The 16,216-nt window shown below is 69.6% G+C and carries 16 protein-coding genes and 1 pseudogene; 6 read left to right on the forward strand and 11 right to left on the reverse strand.

The features are described 5' to 3' along the window. Positions 1 to 5 precede the first annotated feature (5 nt). On the reverse strand, positions 6 to 1,601 hold the full coding sequence (locus K8640_RS19470) for an ATP-dependent DNA ligase (RefSeq protein ID WP_223748384.1): 1,596 nt from the start codon (positions 1,599 to 1,601) through the stop codon (positions 6 to 8). Between the two features lie 3 nt (positions 1,602 to 1,604). Further along, a complete protein-coding gene (locus K8640_RS19475) occupies positions 1,605 to 2,669 on the reverse strand; it encodes a ligase-associated DNA damage response exonuclease (RefSeq protein ID WP_370640363.1) in 1,065 nt (354 codons plus the stop codon). 259 nt (positions 2,670 to 2,928) lie between these two features. Here K8640_RS19475 and K8640_RS19480 point away from each other — a divergent pair, with 259 nt between their 5' ends. The 3 genes from K8640_RS19480 (at position 2,929) to K8640_RS19490 (ending at position 5,618) form a co-directional block, all read left to right on the forward strand. Then, positions 2,929 to 4,422 carry an anthranilate synthase component I family protein gene (locus K8640_RS19480; protein WP_223748548.1) on the forward strand — a complete coding sequence of 498 codons (1,494 nt, stop codon included), beginning with the start codon at positions 2,929 to 2,931 and terminating at the stop codon, positions 4,420 to 4,422. Further along, positions 4,419 to 4,982, forward strand: a complete 564-nt coding sequence (locus K8640_RS19485; protein WP_141329421.1) for an aminodeoxychorismate/anthranilate synthase component II — start codon at positions 4,419 to 4,421, stop codon at positions 4,980 to 4,982. Before K8640_RS19480 ends, K8640_RS19485 begins: the two co-directional genes overlap by 4 nt. A gap of 159 nt (positions 4,983 to 5,141) precedes the next feature. Continuing rightward, positions 5,142 to 5,618, forward strand: coding sequence for a hypothetical protein (locus K8640_RS19490; protein ID WP_223748386.1), 477 nt, complete (start codon positions 5,142 to 5,144; stop codon positions 5,616 to 5,618). A gap of 3 nt (positions 5,619 to 5,621) precedes the next feature. On the opposite strand, the gene K8640_RS19495 is transcribed toward K8640_RS19490, so the two are convergent. Then, entirely contained in the window at positions 5,622 to 6,221 is a 600-nt protein-coding gene (locus K8640_RS19495; RefSeq protein ID WP_223748387.1) for a histidine phosphatase family protein, read from the reverse strand. Positions 6,222 to 6,305: 84 nt separating this feature from the next. Here K8640_RS19495 and K8640_RS19500 point away from each other — a divergent pair, with 84 nt between their 5' ends. The 3 genes from K8640_RS19500 (at position 6,306) to K8640_RS19510 (ending at position 9,145) form a co-directional block, all read left to right on the forward strand. Next, positions 6,306 to 6,722, forward strand: coding sequence for a hypothetical protein (locus K8640_RS19500; RefSeq protein WP_223748388.1), 417 nt, complete (start codon positions 6,306 to 6,308; stop codon positions 6,720 to 6,722). Between the two features lie 102 nt (positions 6,723 to 6,824). Beyond that, complete coding sequence (locus tag K8640_RS19505; RefSeq protein WP_223748389.1) at positions 6,825 to 8,849, forward strand: hypothetical protein; 2,025 nt, start codon at positions 6,825 to 6,827, stop codon at positions 8,847 to 8,849. Continuing rightward, positions 8,846 to 9,145: a YfhO family protein gene (locus tag K8640_RS19510; RefSeq protein WP_223748390.1), complete on the forward strand. Its 300-nt coding sequence runs from the start codon at positions 8,846 to 8,848 to the stop codon at positions 9,143 to 9,145. The genes K8640_RS19505 and K8640_RS19510 overlap by 4 nt, the downstream gene beginning before the upstream one ends. A gap of 14 nt (positions 9,146 to 9,159) precedes the next feature. Here K8640_RS19510 and K8640_RS19515 read toward each other — a convergent pair whose 3' ends face one another. The 8 genes and pseudogenes from K8640_RS19515 to trpD all read right to left on the reverse strand — a co-directional run bounded on the left by K8640_RS19515 (position 9,160) and on the right by trpD (position 16,214). After that, positions 9,160 to 9,939: a hypothetical protein gene (locus K8640_RS19515; protein ID WP_223748558.1), complete on the reverse strand. Its 780-nt coding sequence runs from the start codon at positions 9,937 to 9,939 to the stop codon at positions 9,160 to 9,162. 432 nt (positions 9,940 to 10,371) lie between these two features. Beyond that, positions 10,372 to 11,055: pseudogene (locus tag K8640_RS43420) on the reverse strand (WD40/YVTN/BNR-like repeat-containing protein); the annotation flags it as partial. Then, complete coding sequence (locus K8640_RS19525) at positions 11,055 to 11,618, reverse strand: hypothetical protein (RefSeq protein WP_223748391.1); 564 nt, start codon at positions 11,616 to 11,618, stop codon at positions 11,055 to 11,057. The gene K8640_RS19525 and the pseudogene K8640_RS43420, both read right to left, overlap by 1 nt. Before the next feature lie 127 nt (positions 11,619 to 11,745). Beyond that, complete coding sequence (trpA, locus tag K8640_RS19530; protein WP_223748392.1) at positions 11,746 to 12,537, reverse strand: tryptophan synthase subunit alpha; 792 nt, start codon at positions 12,535 to 12,537, stop codon at positions 11,746 to 11,748. Next, on the reverse strand, positions 12,534 to 13,739 hold the full coding sequence (gene trpB / locus K8640_RS19535) for a tryptophan synthase subunit beta (RefSeq protein WP_141333160.1): 1,206 nt from the start codon (positions 13,737 to 13,739) through the stop codon (positions 12,534 to 12,536). Before trpB ends, trpA begins: the two co-directional genes overlap by 4 nt. A gap of 5 nt (positions 13,740 to 13,744) precedes the next feature. After that, complete coding sequence (locus K8640_RS19540; RefSeq protein ID WP_223748393.1) at positions 13,745 to 14,383, reverse strand: phosphoribosylanthranilate isomerase; 639 nt, start codon at positions 14,381 to 14,383, stop codon at positions 13,745 to 13,747. Then, the gene (locus K8640_RS19545) at positions 14,380 to 15,138 is read right to left on the reverse strand and encodes an indole-3-glycerol-phosphate synthase (RefSeq protein ID WP_223748394.1); all 759 of its coding nucleotides are present in this window, start codon (positions 15,136 to 15,138) and stop codon (positions 14,380 to 14,382) included. The genes K8640_RS19540 and K8640_RS19545 overlap by 4 nt, the downstream gene beginning before the upstream one ends. A 59-nt stretch (positions 15,139 to 15,197) precedes the next feature. Further along, the gene (gene trpD / locus K8640_RS19550; protein ID WP_046715902.1) at positions 15,198 to 16,214 is read right to left on the reverse strand and encodes an anthranilate phosphoribosyltransferase; all 1,017 of its coding nucleotides are present in this window, start codon (positions 16,212 to 16,214) and stop codon (positions 15,198 to 15,200) included. Positions 16,215 to 16,216 lie beyond the last annotated feature (2 nt).

The following is a 16,216-nucleotide window of genomic DNA, read 5'->3' on the forward strand; positions in this document are numbered from 1 at the left end:
GCGACCTACGCGCCGGCATGGAGCAGCTCCTTGAGCGAGTCCAGTGAGTCGGCGTCCTGGGGCTTCTTGTCCGTGCGCCACCGGGCGATGCGTGGGAAGCGCAGCGCGACGCCGGACTTGTGACGCGGTGAAGACTGGATGCCCTCGAAGTGCAGCTCGAAGACCTGCTCGGGCTCCACCGAGCGCACCGGTCCGAACTTCTCCCGCGTGTGCGAGCGAATCCACCGGTCCAGCTTGCCAATCTCCTCGTCCGTCAGCCCCGAGTACGCCTTCGTCACCGGCAGCAGGTCCGTCCCGTTCCACACCGCGAAGGTGTAGTCCGTGTACAGCGACGAGCGTCGCCCGTGTCCCGGATGCGCGTAGAGCAGCACCGCGTCCACGGTGAACGGGTCGATCTTCCACTTCCACCAGTCGCCCCGCTTGCGGCCCGTGAGGTATGCGGAGCTCTTGCGCTTGAGCATGAAGCCCTCGACGTTGCGCTCGCGGGCCTCGCTTCGCGTGTGCGCCAGCGCCTCCCATGACTCCGCCTCGACCGCGGGCGAGATGGGGAAGCGGGGATGCGCCTTCAGCAGGGTCTCGAGTCGTGCGCGTCGCTCGTTCAGCGGCAGCGAGCGGACGTCCTGCCCTTCGTGCTCCAGCAGGTCGTAGACGATGAAGGCCGCGGGGGCCTCCGCGAGCACCTTCGCCGTCAGCTTCTGTCGCCCGATGCGACGCTGGAGCCGCGCGAAGGGCAGGGGCTTGCCGTCCTCGTACGCGAGCACCTCGCCGTCCAGCACCGTGCCTTCCGGCAGGGCCTTCGCGGCCTCGGTGATTTCGGGGAAGCGCTCGGTGAGCAGCTCCTCGCCCCGGCTCCACAGGTACACGTCACCGTGGCGGTGGATGAGCTGGCCCCGGATGCCGTCCCACTTCCATTCGACCAGCCAATCCGACAGCTCGCCCAACGCCTCGGGGGGCTGCTCCAGGGGCGAGGCCAGATAGAACGGATACGGCCTGGAGCTCTCTGCGTCCGAGACATCCGGCGAGATGAGCTGCTGGAAGAACTCGCGCGACGGCGTCCAGGTGCCCATCAGTCGATGCGCGACATCTGGCGCGGGCAGCCCCGCGACCTTCGCCACCGCGCGCACCACCAACGTGGAGGACACGCCCACGCGCAGCTCGCCCGTGAGCATTTTGTTCAAGAGGAACACCTCGCGCCGGGGCATCGAGCGCCACCAGGACACGACCTGTTCGCGCTGCTCGGCCACGTCCAACTCGCGCAAGGGCAACAGTCGCTGGGTGAGCCACACCGAGAGCGGCAGCTCCTCCGGCTCGGCGGGCCGCTCCAGGTTGTCCAGCAACAGCGCGATGACCTCGGCCAGATCTCCGACGGACGCGTACACCTCCGTGAAGAGCCAGTCGGGGATGCCCGTCAGCTCCTGCGTCCATCCGACGAGCAGCTTCGTGGTGAGCAGCCGCTTCAGCTTCTGTCCCGTGAGGAAGTACAGCGCCCACGCGGCGTCCTCCGGGGGCGCCTCCGTGAAGTAGCGCGTGAGCGCGTCCACCTTCGCGTTGGTGGACATGGTCTGGTCCAGCCGTTCGTACAGGTCCGCGAGTCTTCGCACGCGTCAGTCCTCCGCCTCGCCCTCGAAGGGCGTGGCCAGCGGGGAGGCATCCACACCCTTCTCTCGGAGGTAGCGCGCCAACGGTTCCGCGGAGCCGTGCGTGGTCAGCACGCGCTGCGCTCCAGTGTCTTCCACCGTGCGCAGCAGGTCCGGCCAGTCCGCGTGGTCCGACAACACGAAACCCCGGTCGAAGCCGCGCCTGCGCCGGTTGCCGCGCACCCGCATCCACCCCGAGGCGAAGCCCGTCTCCATCTCCCCGAAGCGGCGCATCCACGTGGAGCCGCCCGCGCTCGGAGGCGCCAGCACCAGCGCCCCCGCGAAGGACGTGCCCTTCTCCACCTCCGACACGAGCCGCGTGGGAATCATCTTCACCCCCGCTTCCCGGTACGCATCCACGAGGCCGTGCATCGCCCCGTGGATGAAGGCGGGGCGGTCGGTCAGTCGCGCCAGCTCCGCGAGGATTCGCTGCGCCTTGCCCAGCGCGTAGCAGAACAACACCACCGAGCGCCCCAACGCGCGGTTGGCGTCCCACCACCGCAGGATGTCCTCCGCCACCAGCCGCGCGTCGTCCCAACGGAAGATGGGCAGGCCGAACGTCGCCTCGGTGATGAACGTGTGGCAGCGCACCACCTCGAACGGCGCACACGTCGGGTCCGCCGCGCGCTTGTAGTCGCCCGAGACGACCCACACCTCGCCCCGGTGCTCCATGCGGAGCTGCGCGCTGCCCAGCACGTGCCCCGCGGGGTGGAAGCTGACGGTGACGTCGCCAATCTTCAGCGGCTCGCCATAGTCCAATGTGTCGATGGCGGAAGTGGCCCCCACGCGGCGCCGTAGCAGGGACTCGCCTGCTCGGGCGCCCAGGTAGCGCTGATGGCCCGAGCGCGCGTGGTCGCCATGGGCATGGGTGATGAGGGCCCGCTCCACCGGCTGCCAGGGGTCGATGTGGAAGCCCCCGGGCTCACAGAAGAGGCCCTGGGGCGTCACCGTGACGAGCGGCCTTCGAGGATTGAAGGAGACGGAGGCGTCCACAGTCCTTCTGAAATAACGAGGGCTTCCAGGGGTGACCACCCAGGGTGCGCGTGCCTCTCACCTGGGTCGCTCGCCGGCATGCTCGCCAGGCGCCCATCGCCCGAGCCGGCTTGCCGCGCACGGAAACATCCCGTCGTCGTGAAAGGGCGCGATGTCCCTCGCCCGGGGCGGGGCTCCGCGCTACACCGGTGGGGCCGTCGCGAACCGTGGTTTCTGCTCGCGAGGAGTGAGGCGCGGGCGCGGCTCCCCGTCGCTGTCCGGGACGGGTGATACTGGTCGCGGGGGAAAGGTCATGACGATGGATGCACAGGAGCGGAAGGCGGCGTATCGCCAACGCGCGGAGCAGGGCGAGTCGGTGCCGGTGTCGGTGGAGTTGCCGGCGGACCTCGACACGCCGCTGTCGGCGTATCTGAAGCTGGGCGGAGGCTCGCGCGGCTTCATCCTCGAGTCGTGCTACGGCGGCGAGCGCTTCGGGCGCTACAGCCACGTGGGCACCCACGCCGCGGGGCGTGTGCGGCTGGACGCGCAGGGGGCCACGTTGTGGCGTGGCTCGCGCGAGGAGCGCCGCGAGGGCAAGCCGCTGGACGTCCTGCGCACGTTGTGGCGAGAGCTCGCCGTGGCGCGACTGCCGGGCGAGGCCCCGTTCCTGGGCGGGCTCGTGGGGTACATGGGCTACAACTGCATCTCGTGGATGGAGCCCACCGTCCCGGACCGGCACCCGCGCGACACCTCGTTCCCGGACTCCGAGTGGCTCATCTGCGAGGACTTCGTCACCCACGACTCGCGCACCGGGACGCTCAAGGTCACCGCGATTGCCCGGCCGTCGCTCCATGGCAGCGTGGCCCACGCGCTGAAGGACGCGGAGGAGCGCGCGCAGGCCATGGCGGAGAAGCTGCTCAAGCCGCTGCCTCCGGAGGCCTACGTGCCGTCGCCTCGCATGAAGGGGGACTCGGCGCCCGTCGCCTGTTGGGACCGCGCCGGTTACGAGGCCGCGGTGGAGCGCTCCAAGGAGTACATCCGCGCGGGTGACATCTTCCAGGTGGTGCTCGCCCGGCGCTTCGAGGCTCGCGGCGCGCCTCCGCCGCTGTCGCTCTACCGCGCGCTGCGACGGGTGAATCCCTCTCCGTACCTGTTCCTGGTGGAGATGGGCGAGGCGCGCGCGCTGGTGGGCGCCTCCCCGGAGCTGCTGGTGCAGGTGCGAGATGGGGATGTGGTGGTGCGGCCCATCGCGGGGACGCGTCGACGCGGGGCCTCCGAGGCGGAGGACCTGGCGCTGGAGAAGGAGCTGCTCGCGGACGAGAAGGAGCGCGCCGAGCACATCATGCTGGTGGACCTGGGCCGCAACGATGTCGGCCGCGTGGCGGCGCCCGGCTCGGTGCGCGTCGAGGACCTGATGGTCATCGAGCGCTACAGCCACGTGATGCACATCGTCTCGCAGGTGCGCGGGAAGCTGGACTCGAAGTTCGACGCGCTCGACGCGCTGGCCAGCACGTTCCCCGCGGGCACCGTGTCCGGGGCTCCGAAGATTCGCGCGATGCAGATCATCGACGAGCTGGAGGTGCAGCGACGCGGGCCGTACTCGGGCGCGGTGGGCTACCTGTCCTTCTGCGGCACGCTGGACGTGGCCATCGCGCTGCGCACCTTCTTCGTCGACGGTGACAAGACGTTCTGGACCGCGGGCGCGGGGCTGGTCGCGGACTCGGTGCCGTCGAAGGAAGCCGATGAGACGGAGGCCAAGGCCGGCGCCATGGCCGCCGCGCTCCGGCTGGCTCGCGAGGGAGGTGGGCGATGATTCTCGTCATCGACAACTACGACTCGTTCACCTTCAACCTCGTCCAGCTCCTCTACACGCTGGGCGCCGAGGTGAAGGTGGTGCGCAACGACGCGCTCACGGTGGAGGCCATCGCCGCCGAGGGCGCGTCGCACCTGGTGATTTCGCCAGGGCCCTGCACGCCGCACGAGGCCGGGGTCAGCGTGGCCGCCATCGCGCAATCGAAGGTGCCGGTGCTCGGCGTGTGCCTGGGACACCAGTCCATCGGCGCGGCCTTCGGCGGCAACGTCATCCGCGCGCCCGAGCCCGTGCATGGCAAGTCCGCGCGCATCCGGCATGAGGGCTCGGGCGTGTTCACCGGCGCGAGCCAGGGCTTCCAGGCCGCGCGCTACCACTCGCTGGTGGTGGAGGCGTCCTCGTTGCCCGCGTCACTGGAGGCCACGGCGTGGAGTCAGGACGGGCTCATCATGGCGCTGCGCCACCGCGAGCGGCCCGTCGTGGGCTTCCAGTTCCACCCCGAGAGCGTGCTCACTCCCGAGGGCCCCACCCTGGTCCGCAACTTCCTGGAGGGGCGTCTCTGAGAGGGGACATCACCCTGGGGTACGAGGGGATTGTCGGGCTGGCGACACTGTCTGGAGCCTGACAATTCCGACGTTCTTGACGGAAAAACCACACGCATAGCGTGGGCCCTTCCGGCGACCGAGGCTCCATCCAGGAGTCGGCGCCGGGAGGAGCCCACGATGAACGTGCGAAGTGCGATGTCTCGCGGTCTGGTCGCGATGTTCGGCGCGCTGGTGCTGGGCGCGTGTGGTGGGGAGCCGTCCGCCGAGGCTGGCGCGGGCGTCCCGATGGATGAGGCGGAGCTGACCACGGTGGACTCGTCGCTGGGCCAGTGCCCGGGCTACGACTCCTGCGCGAACTGGTCCCCCTGGTACGCGGTGGGTGGCAGCTACTGCGGCGCCAACGCCAGCACCTGCGGCTCGACCTGGGTCTGCGAGGAGGACCCCTGGGGCTGTCCGTACGGCGTGGCTCCCGAGGCGACCGTGTCCAAGGATGGCCAGGAGTTGCTGCCCCCGTGTTGCGGCATCCTCTATCGCGAGCCCAACCCGGCGCTCATCGGTACGCAGGAGCGCTACCGCGTCTGCTTCAATCCGGCGGGTGCGTCGTGCACCGACTACGAGCAGACCAGCGGCGGGGTGTTGAGCTGCGGCTGCTGAGCCTCATGGCTTGAGATGGGTGGTGTCGTTCCAGCCGGCGAGCGCCGGCTGGGCGGCATCCGGCCCGTCCGCGCCGAGCACGCTGATGGAGCCGGTGCTCAGCAGGAACAGGCGCCCCTCGGAGGGCGCGAGCCCCAGCCACCGCGCCGCGAGCACTCGCAGGAAGTGGCCGTGGGAGAAGATGAGGATGTCGCCGGTCTGCTGGCGCAGGTCGGAGATGACGCGGTCCGCGCGAGCGCCCACCTGCTGTGCCGTCTCGCCGTTGGGGACGCCGTCCTTCCACACCGTCCAGCCGGGATGCTCCACGCGAATCTCCGCGCCGGTGCGGCCCTCGTGGTCGCCGTAGTCCCACTCCATCAAGTCATCGCGGCGCACGGCTCCTTCGCCGTAGCCCGCGAGCGCGCAGGTCTCGAACGCGCGGCTCAGGGGGCTGGTCCACACCTGGGCGAAGTCCCACGCGCGCAGGGGCTCACCGAGCTTCGCCGCCATCGTCCGTCCGGCCTCGAGCAGCGGGACATCGGTGCGCCCCGTGTGCTGCCCACCCCGGCTCCATGCTGTCTCTCCGTGACGAACGAGCACCACCTGGGGACCGCGCGTTTTCATAGGGGCCGGATTGTGCCACCCGGAGAGGGCAGGGCGCGCGTTTCATGAAACACGCGGTGGCGATCGGACAGTAGCCTCGCGTCCATGCACTCCCTTCGTTCGATTCCCCATGTGTCGTTCGTCCTCGCGTCGTTCCTGGCGCTGACGCTGGCCCTGCCCGGACACGCGCAGTCCGCCGCGGCGAAGAGTGGCGGCACGGACGGCACGATGCTGCTGACCATCTTCATGAAGCACGACCAGGGCAAGACGCTGGAGGAGATCAACGCGCACCTGGACCGCACGGGCTTTCGCAAGAGCTTCCCGCCCGCGGGCGTGGAGGTGGTGTCCTGGTACGTGATGATGGGCGTGGGGCAGGTCGTCACGGTGCGCCTGCCTCCCGAGAAGCTGCGCGAGGTGAACCTCGCGTTCGAGAAGGGCGCGTGGGGCGCGTTCCGCACGGAGTTCTACCCGACGTACGATTACCGGCCCATCTGGGAGAAGACGCGCTCCGCCACGCCGTGAGCGGGGTTGGGTATGCTCGTGGCTCGCGTGTCTTCTCCAGAGCCTCCTGCCCCCGCCCTGCCTCCGAGTGTTCCGCCGCGTGACGCGCGGGTGTCCCAGTGCTTGTTGCTGGTGACCTGTGCGTTGGCGCTGACGGCGCTCTACTTCTCCCGGGTGTTCGCCACCGGCGAGATGTTCAGCGCGCGCGACTCGCTGTACGTCTACCTGCCGGCGTTCCACTACTGGCGCGAGGCGGTGCTGGGCGGGCGGATTCCGGAGTGGCTGACGCTGGATGGCTTCGGTCAGCCCTTCGCGGGCACGTTGGTGGTCGCGCCGTTCCATCCGAGCAAGCTGCTGTACCTGCTGTTCTCCCTGCACCACGCCTTCAACGCGAACATCCTGCTGTGCTTCCCGGTCGCGCTGTTGGGGGTTCATGCGTTGACGCGGCTGTGGGAGGTGCCTCGCGCGGGGGCGTTCCTCGCGGGGATGGCGTATGCCTTCAGCGGCTACCTGGTCTGCATCACCAACAACCTCTGCTACCTGATGGCCGCGGCCACGGTGCCGTGGGCGCTGTGGGCCACGGAGCGTCAGCTCCGCGTGCCGGGGGCGGGGAGGTTGCTGGCCGCGGGGGTGTTGCTGGCGCTGGTGCTGCTCGCGGGGGACGTGCAGGCGTTCTGTGTGACGTATGGGGTGGTGGTGTTGCTGGCGCTCTCCTCGCCCGTGGAGTCGCGGCGGGCCCGGCTCGTGTCCGTGTTGGGAGTGCTGGGGGTGGGGACGTTGCTGGCCTCGCCGCAGTTGTTCTCGTCCGCGGCGTTGATGGGGACGGCGCAGGCGGGTGGCAGGTCGCTCGACATCGCGCAGGAGTACGCGGTGCATCCACTGCGGCTGCTCGAGCCGTTGCTGGGGGCCTATCTGGAGATGCCGGACGAGCGTCCGGACGTGACGCTGGCCATCGTCACGAAGCTTGCGCCCTCGGGATACGCGAGCTTCTGGGTGGGCTCTCTGTATCTGGGTGTGCCCGTGCTGCTGCTCGCGGGGGTGGCGGCCTGGTTGAATCGCCGCTCCCGGAGGTTGTGGCTCTGGGGCGGCGTGTGGCTGTTCGTCGTAGGGCTGTCGCTGGGGCCCGCGCTGCCGCTCTACGAGGCGATGTACACGTGGGTGCCTCCGTGGCGCGTGTTCCGCTATCCGTCGAAGCTCGTTCCGTTCCTGGGGCTGGGGGTCTGTTTCCTGGCGGCCCTGGGGTGGAAGCACGTGTTCGAGGGGGAGGGCCGGCGGGTGTTCCTCCGGCTCGCGGCGGCGGTGGGCGTGGGGTGTCTGGTGCTCATCGTGGGCGAGTCCCTGGGGCGGGGGTTCACCGCGTTGCTGCTGGTGCCTCGCTGGCCGGAGATGCCCGGGGAGCTGCGCGAGCTGCTGTCGCGGCAGTTCGTGCTCGTCTCTGGGGTGGCGCTGGTGAGCGCGGTGCTCTGTGTGGGTGGGGTGCTGTGGACGCGTGGGAGCGCCGGGGTGTTGTTGGTGACGCAGTTCGTGTCGGGCTTCGTGGTGGGGTTCGGGAGCTACGAACTGCTCACGCCGGAGGTGTTGTCCACACCGCCTCCGTTCGCCGAGCACATCCTCTCGCAGCCTCGCGAGGATTCACGGGTGCCCATCCGGGTGGCCTCGCACTACGACGTCGCTGGCGTGACGTCGCTCATCCCGGGGATGGATGCTCGGCAGTGGCGCTCGCTGGTCGCGGCGCAGACGCTCATGCCGGACACGCCGGGGCTGTGGGGCATGGAGAGCGCGGATGGAACCCTGCCCGCCACGAGTCGACGGGTGCGTGCGGTCGTCTGGGATGTGACGCCGTGGTTCCTGGAGCGCGCGCCGCTGTTCTCCGTCGCGTACTCGGTGCATCCGCTCGTGGAGTGGCAGGTGCTGGAGGCGGCTGGGAAGAAGAACGCGGTCACGGACCGGTCCATCAAGGCGGTGTTGGTGGAGCACCCGGAGGTGCTGCCTCGGGCGTTCCTGGCGAATGCGCGCTGTGTCGAGTCGTACGAGGCGGCGATGCCGGGACTGGCGGACCCGCTCGTGCGTGCCGGGCAGGTGGCGCTGGTCGAGTGTGGTGGGACCGGGCTCGCCTCTGGAGACACGTCTCCCGTGGGGGACAGGTGAAGGTCAAGCGCTACGAGGCGGAGACCCTGGAGTTCGAGGTGGAGAGTCCTCGCGACGCGGTGCTCATCGTGAACGACGCGTGGTTCCCCGGGTGGACGGCGACGGTGGATGGCGTGGAGACGCCGATTCTTCCGGCCAACGTCGCGGTGCGTGCGGTGCCCGTGAAAGCGGGGCGACATCGGGTAACACTGACCTATCGGGATGTTGCCGCGCGGTGGGGACTGGGCGTCTCCGCGATGACGTTCCTGGGCCTGCTCGGGTTCGCGGTGGTGCGTCGGCCGCGTGGGGCTTCGTGACGCGGTGAGGGTGCTCAGGGCTTCGCGTCATGGAGCAGGCGGTACGCGGTGTGATGGAGGGAGCGAGCCCGCATGGAAGGAGCATCCTCCGATTCGCCATCCGTGAATGAGTTCGGCGGCTGGTAGAGCAAGTCCTTGGGGCAGATGGGGGATTGGAAGTCGATTCGATGCCACGCGGGCTCCTGGATTCCACAAGTCCACTCGAGCGTGACGATGTGGCGCAGATGCACATCACATTCCACCGGGCGCTCGGGTCGTGTCGCCGCATCAACCAGGTCGCGGAGAAACCATTCGCCGTCAGGGCGGACGTATCGCCGCGTGGGCACCTGGATGCTCTCGGTGAGGCCGGACGCGTGCGCTCCCGAGACGGAGAGGTGATGGGCACTCCGGGTGAGCTCCAGATGCCCCTGGCCCTGATGGCCCTCTCCGTGGATGCCGAACTGGACCTTCAGGATGGAGTCGGGTGACAGCAGGAGGCAGCGCGGCGTGGGTAGCAGGCGCATCTCCTTCAGTGAGAGCCCCTGCTCCACCGCACGCTCGTAGCCGTCGAGCCCGTGGTCGATGCGTGACCAGGTGAAGCCTTCATCCATGGACTCCCATGCTGTGTTCTCCGTCAGCGCGAGCAGTCGCGCGCCGAGCGGCGTGTCCTGGAAGTGGAGCTTCTGGATGGGGAACGCCGTGGAGGGAGGCCCTCCCCGGACGAACCAGGTCTTGCCCTGGTCGTGAGATGCGAGGACCTTCCGTGAGGTCCAGCCGAACCGTTCACCCGACGGATGCAGCAGGACTCCCAACAAGCGGGTCGATTGTTCTGGTCCCTGACTGATGAGGGGGATTGCCCTGATTCGCTTCCCCGCGACATCCCATCGGAAGGGTCCTCGTCGGCCGTAGCGCCTGTCGATGCTCACGACGGTGTCGAGGCCCATCACCTCTGTGATGCGCTCCAGGGTTGGGACCCATTTCGACAGGGGAAGGTTCGGGGCCGTACGTCCCAGGGTGACGATGTGTCGTTCAGGCTCGAGGTGGACGATGCCGAAGCCCGCTTGGGCTTGTTGAGGGCTCAGCGGACGGGACTTCCACGTGAGCCCACCATCCGTGGTCTGGAATCGCCCCCCTGCTCCGAGTGCCCAACCCACCCTGCTGGAGAGCAGGAGGGCTTGATGTAGCAAAGGGGGCGTACGCTCGCCGGAGGAAGGTTCGACGGGAGGTCGTTCGGGAAGTGGCAGCTTGTGCCAGGTTGAACCTCCATCTTGGGTCTCCCAGAGTCCTGACTTCGAACCCACGACCCAGCCGTGGTTTTCGTCTCGGAAGGAGAGGGACTCGCACCGGTTGGTGATGCTCTGGAACGGAAGGCTGGAGAGCTCTCGCCACTCGGCGCCTTGGGTGTCGCTGATGAGAAGGGTGGCACCGACTCCGCAGAGCCAGGTGCGTTGCCCCACACGCGCCATCGCACGGAGTGAGAGGGGCTTCGTGAGAGCGACCTTCTTCCACGTGCGGCCACCATCCGAGGTGCGGAACACATGGTTCCCGAGGTCGCCCGCGATGATTCCGACGCTGGGGGTGTACCAGATGAGGAACTCGAAGCGAGGCGAGGCTGAGGAGAGGAGCCTTGTGGGCGCGCGGATTGCTGAAGCGGCCTCTCTGTCTTCTCGCCAGGTGAGCCCCTTGTCTGCGCTGCGGAAGACGCGGGCTCGCTCGTCAATCCCTTCTGGATGCGGCTTCCTGTGGAACGCGAGGGCCCACCAGTCGTCATCGGTGCGCCGCGCGAAGGTGATGGGACCTTGGATGTCGAACTCCCTGACGCCGAGGTTCACGAGAGGGAGCGGTGTCTCCTCTGCTCGGGAGGTGGCCCCTGATAGCAGGAGCATCAGCACCAACACCGCGTGGATGTTCCATCCGCGTGGTGCCTTCATCAGCGGAGCGCCTCGCGGAGCATCAGGTGCGCGGTGCGATAGAGCCGGTGTGCGCTCGTGGTCTCGCGTGGGGCGGGGCTGGGAAGATTGGAGAGTTCATCTTCGTCACATATCGACGCATGGAAACTGGCTGCGCGCCATGCCTCGGGGCTCCGCGTGTCGCAGGTCCACTCGAAGGTGACGGCGTAATAGGCCCAGTCGGAGGCGCGGCATTTCGGCGTTCCTTCGGGTTGGAGTGCGCCATCCACCAATGCCCGGAACATCTGTTGCGAGACGAAAGGTGGCAGGACCCGCGATGACACGTTGAGGAGGATGCGACGCGACTCTCTGACGTCCCCTTCGATTCGTGATGCGACGGGAGTGTGGGTCAGCGTCAACGAGCCCCAGTTACCGCCAAAGCAAGGGACGTACTGCCCGAAGCGGAGCCTCACGGCTGCATGGGAGGCGTCGAGGAGACACTCCGGGGAGAGGTCTCGATGTGGCCGCCATTGCTCTTCCGCGAGGCAGGGACTGGTCACCAGTGCCACGAGAAGCCCGCTTACCGCCCATCGATTGCCACGCATGGTGCGCTCCTTGAGAGAGCGCCCATGAAAGCGATGCCGAAGGGACGGCTTCCTCACGGAAGCATCATGGCCTCAGCATGAGGGTCGCACGGGCACGCAGCGCTTCCGTGCCCATGCGCCCTCGACTTCAGCGCTTCAAGCCGCGCTTGATGTCCGCGCACAGCGCCTTGACGGCCTGCGGACCATCCGAGTGCGCGGCCCGGACGAGCGCGCTGCCCACCACCACGCCATCCGCGTGCGCCGACAGCGTCCGCGCCTGCTCCGCGCTGGAGATGCCGAAGCCCGCCACCACCGGCACCGGTGACGCCTTGCGCACCAGGTCCAGCCGCTGCGACAGGTCCGGAGGCAGCTCCGCGCGCATGCCCGTCACTCCCGCTACCGACACGCAGTACACGAAGCCGCGCCCATCCTTCGCGATGGCCTCGGCTCGCGCACGCGGGGTCGTCGGCGCGCACAGCGGAATCAGGTCCACGCCCGCCGCGTCGAACGTGGCGCGCAAGGCCCCGCTCTCCTCGGGCGGCAGGTCCGGCAGGATGGCTCCCGACACGCCGCGCTCCCGCGCCAGCTTCGCGAACCGCTCCTCGCCCATCGCCATGATGACATTCACATACGTCATGATGACCAGCGGCGTCTCCGGGCAGCGCCGATGCACCTCCGGCACCACCTCGTCGAGCACCCGCTTGAGCGTGGAGCCCGCCTTCAACGCGCGCTCCGATGCACCCTGGATGACCGGCCCGTCCGCGATGGGGTCGCTGAACGCCACGCCCACCTCGAGGATGTCCGCGCCTCCCTCCACCATCGCCGTGAAGACCTCCACCGAGCGCGCCAGGTCCGGGTCTCCCGCCATCCCGTACGCCACCAGCGCGCCCTCGCCCCGAGCCTTCGCCCGCGCGAACGCCTTCGCGATTTCGCCGCTCACGCCTTCACCCCCACCGCCGGCGGAACCCCGCGTGCCGAAATCGTCGCGACGTCCTTGTCCCCTCGACCCGAGCAGTTGATGACCAGGTACTTGCCCGCGCCCAGCTCCCGCGCCAGCTCCCTGCCTCGCGCGAACGCATGCGACGTCTCCAGCGCCGGGAGGATGCCCTCCATGCGCGCCACCTCGTAGAACGACGCCAACGCCTCGTCGTCCGTCGCCGTGCGCACCTCCATCCGCCCAATCTTCGCCAGGTGCGCCAGCTCCGGCCCCACGCCTGGATAGTCCAGACCCGCGCTGATGCTGTGCGCCTCCTGAATCTGTCCATCCGCGTCCTGGAGCACCAGCGAGCGCGAGCCGTGCAACACGCCCTCCGTCCCCAGCGTCAACGACGCCCCGTGCTGGCCCGAGTCCAGCCCGTGCCCACCTGCCTCCACGCCGATGAGCCGCACGCTCGCATCGCCGATGAACGGATGCAGCACGCCAATCGCATTCGAGCCGCCCCCCACGCACGCGACAATCGCATCCGGCAGCTGCCCGAACGCCGCCATCGCCTGTGTGCGCAGCTCCTTCCCGATGATGGACTGGAAGTCGCGCACCACCGACGGATACGGGTGCGGCCCCGCCGCGCTGCCGATGACGTAGTGCGTGTCCGAGACCTGCGACACCCACGTGCGCATCGCCTCGTTCATCGCGTCCTTCAGCGTCCGCGAGCCCGACTCCACCGGCCGCACCACCGCGCCGAGCGCCCGCATCCGGAAGACGTTGAGCGCCTGCCGCTCCACGTCCAGCGCGCCCATGTACACCTCGCACGGCAGCCCGAAGAGCGCGCACGCGGTGGCCGTCGCGACGCCGTGCTGGCCCGCGCCTGTCTCCGCGATGATGCGCTTCTTGCCCATCCGCTTCGCGAGCAGCACCTGGCCCACGGTGTTGTTGATTTTGTGCGCGCCCGTGTGCGCCAGGTCCTCGCGCTTGAGCCACACGTTCGCGCCGCCCCACGCCTCGGTGAGCCGGCGCGCCGGCGTCAGCGTCGTGGGCCGACCCACGAACTCACGCAGCACCCGCGCCACCTCGGCGTCGAACGTCGGGTCCGCCCTGGCGGCCGTGTACGCCTCTTCCAACTCCATCAGCGCCGGGACGAGCGTCTCCGGCACGTAGCGCCCACCGAAGCGGCCGAAGCGGCCGGTGGAAGTCTCCGTGTTCATCCCTGTCACTCCCAGAGGTTGATGGACTTCGCGGCCCGCACGAAGGCGCGCACCGCGTCCATGTCCTTGATGCCCGGGGCCGACTCCACCCCACTGGCCACATCCACTCCGTAAGGCCGCGTCGCGCGCACCGCCTCCGCCACGTTGGAGGGCTTCAGCCCTCCCGCCACCAACACCGGCACGCCGCTACCCGACACTCCCGCCACCAGCGACCAGTCGAACCCCACGCCCCCACCGCCGTACCCAGGCGCCGCCCCGTCCAGCAGCAACCCCGTCACGTCGCCCACTCCCACGTACGCCCGCGCCCGCGCCACGTCATCCGCGCCGCGCACCCGCAGCGCCTTGATGACCGGCACCCCGAACCCCGAGCAGGCCTCCGGTGGCTCGTCCCCATGGAGCTGCACGGCCGTGAGGCCACACTCCGTCACCGCCCGCCGGATGTCCTCCGCCGCCGCGTTGACGAACACGCCAATCAGCGCCCCCAGGGGCGGCCGCGTGCGCCCGAGCTTCGCCGCCGTGGCCAGGTCCAGATACCGGGGGGAGGGCAGATAGAAGTTGAGCCCGAGCGCGTCCACCCCCGCGTCCCACGCGGCCCGAGCATCCTCGAGCCGCGTCACGCCACACACCTTCACCCGGACACTCACGGCGGCGTGCCTTCCTGTCCGAGCAGCCGCGTGAGCGCCCGTCCCGGCTCCGCGTCGCGCAGGAGCGACTCGCCCACCAGCACCGCGTCGGCGCCGGCCTCTCGCGCGGCGACCAGTTCCGTCACCGACTTGAGCCCGCTCTCCGCCACGAGCACGCGGGCCCGCGAGCGCAGCCTGGGCATCACCCGCAGCGCCGTGCCCACGTCCGTCTTCAACGTGGCCAGGTCTCGGTTGTTGATGCCCACCAGCTCCGCGCCCGCCGCCAGCGCCCGCTCGGCGTGCGCCTCCGTGTGCGCCTCCACCAGCGCGGCGACGTTCACCGCGCGCGCCGTGGCCAGCATCTCGCGCAGCTCACCGTCCTCCAGCGCATCCGCGATGAGCAGCACCGCGTCCGCGCCCCACAGCGCGCTCTCCTCCACCTCGCGCGCCGCGACGAGAAAGTCCTTGCGCAGCACCGGCACCGACACCGCGGCTCGCACCGCGACGAGGTCCTCCAGCGCGCCTCCGAAGTCCGGCCCATCCGTCAGCACGCTGATGGCGCTGGCGCCCGCGGCCTCGTAAGCCCTCGCCACTGCCACCACGTCCGCGTGCGGAAACGCCCCGCCAGACGGACTCTTGCGCTTCACCTCCGCGATGACGCTCACGGGACGCCCGGCTGCTCGTCGCAGCAGGCCGCCCGCGAAGTCACGCGGCTCGGGACGGGGGCGCGGCGACAGGGGAGGCCGCTCCGCCAGCTCCCGTCGCTTGCGCGCCATGATGAGGTCCAGCGTCCCCGGCGCGACCGGAGACGACGTGCTACCGCGCTGGCCCCCGCTCACGACACGGCCCCATGGATGAGCGAGGCGAGCTTGCGCGACGCCGCGCCCGAGTCGATGGCGTGCTCCGCCTTCTTCACGCCCTCGCGCAAGTCGTTCGCTTGCCCGACCACGACGAGCGACGCCGCCGCGTTGAGCAGCACCGCCGTGCGCAGCCCGGAGCGCTCACCGTCCAGCAACGAGCGCAGCCGCTTCGCGTTCTCGTCCGCGTCACCGCCAGCGATGGCCTCGCGCGGCACCACTTCGAGCCCCGCGTCCTCGGGCCTCACCGTGAAGCAGCGCACGGTGCCGTCCTCGCGCAGCTCCGCCACCTCGGTGGGCGCGCAGGGCGAGATTTCGTCCAGCCCGTCGTGGCCATGCACCACCCACGCGCGCCGACTGCCCAATCGCCCCAGCACTCGCGCCGTCTGCTCCACGCGCTTGCCGTCGAACGTCCCCAACAGCTGATAGCGCGCGCCGGCCGGGTTGGTCAGCGGTCCCAGCAGGTTGAACATGCTGTGGAAGCCCATGTCCCGCCGGGCCTGCGCCACGTGCTTGAGCGCGCTGTGATGCGAGGGCGCGAAGAGGAACCCCACGCCGTATTCGTCGATGTCGAGCGCGACGCGCTCATGCGGCCGCTCCATGGACACACCCAGCGCGGCGAGCACGTCCGCGCTGCCGCACCGACTGGAGACCGCGCGGTTGCCGTGCTTGGCCACCGTCACCCCCGCCCCGGCGGCCACGAAGGCCACCGCGGTGGAGATGTTGAAGGTGTGCGCGCCGTCCCCGCCCGTGCCGCAGGTGTCGAGCACCACCTGCGCGCGCGGAGACAGCTTCGCCGCGCAGGCCCGCATGGCCTCCGCCGCGCCGAGGATTTCGTCCTCGGTCTCACCCTTCATCTTGAGCGCCGTCGCCAGCGCCCCCACTTGAGCAGGCGAAGCCTCGCCCGCGAGCATCAGGCCCATGACCCGGGCCATCTCCTCGCGGGTGAGGTCGCGCCGGCCCACCACCTTGCCCAGCGCTTCCTTGAGGGTCATCG

Origin of the sequence: Myxococcus sp. XM-1-1-1, from assembly GCF_020037095.1 — a bacterium.
Taxonomy (GTDB): Bacteria; Myxococcota; Myxococcia; order Myxococcales; family Myxococcaceae; genus Myxococcus; species Myxococcus fulvus.

What these genes read in the sequence shown, in the direction of transcription:
- K8640_RS19525 (WP_223748391.1), bottom strand. Translation starts at nt 11,618, where the DNA reads ATGCGTGGCAATCGATGGGCGGTAAGCGGGCTTCTCGTGGCACTGGTG.
- trpB (WP_141333160.1), bottom strand. Translation starts at nt 13,739, where the DNA reads ATGAACACGGAGACTTCCACCGGCCGCTTCGGCCGCTTCGGTGGGCGC.
- K8640_RS19495 (WP_223748387.1), bottom strand. Translation starts at nt 6,221, where the DNA reads ATGAAAACGCGCGGTCCCCAGGTGGTGCTCGTTCGTCACGGAGAGACA.
- K8640_RS19500 (WP_223748388.1), top strand. Translation starts at nt 6,306, where the DNA reads ATGCACTCCCTTCGTTCGATTCCCCATGTGTCGTTCGTCCTCGCGTCG.
- K8640_RS19490 (WP_223748386.1), top strand. Translation starts at nt 5,142, where the DNA reads ATGAACGTGCGAAGTGCGATGTCTCGCGGTCTGGTCGCGATGTTCGGC.
- K8640_RS19545 (WP_223748394.1), bottom strand. Translation starts at nt 15,138, where the DNA reads ATGGCGCGCAAGCGACGGGAGCTGGCGGAGCGGCCTCCCCTGTCGCCG.
- K8640_RS19480 (WP_223748548.1), top strand. Translation starts at nt 2,929, where the DNA reads ATGGATGCACAGGAGCGGAAGGCGGCGTATCGCCAACGCGCGGAGCAG.
- K8640_RS19485 (WP_141329421.1), top strand. Translation starts at nt 4,419, where the DNA reads ATGATTCTCGTCATCGACAACTACGACTCGTTCACCTTCAACCTCGTC.
- trpD (WP_046715902.1), bottom strand. Translation starts at nt 16,214, where the DNA reads ATGACCCTCAAGGAAGCGCTGGGCAAGGTGGTGGGCCGGCGCGACCTC.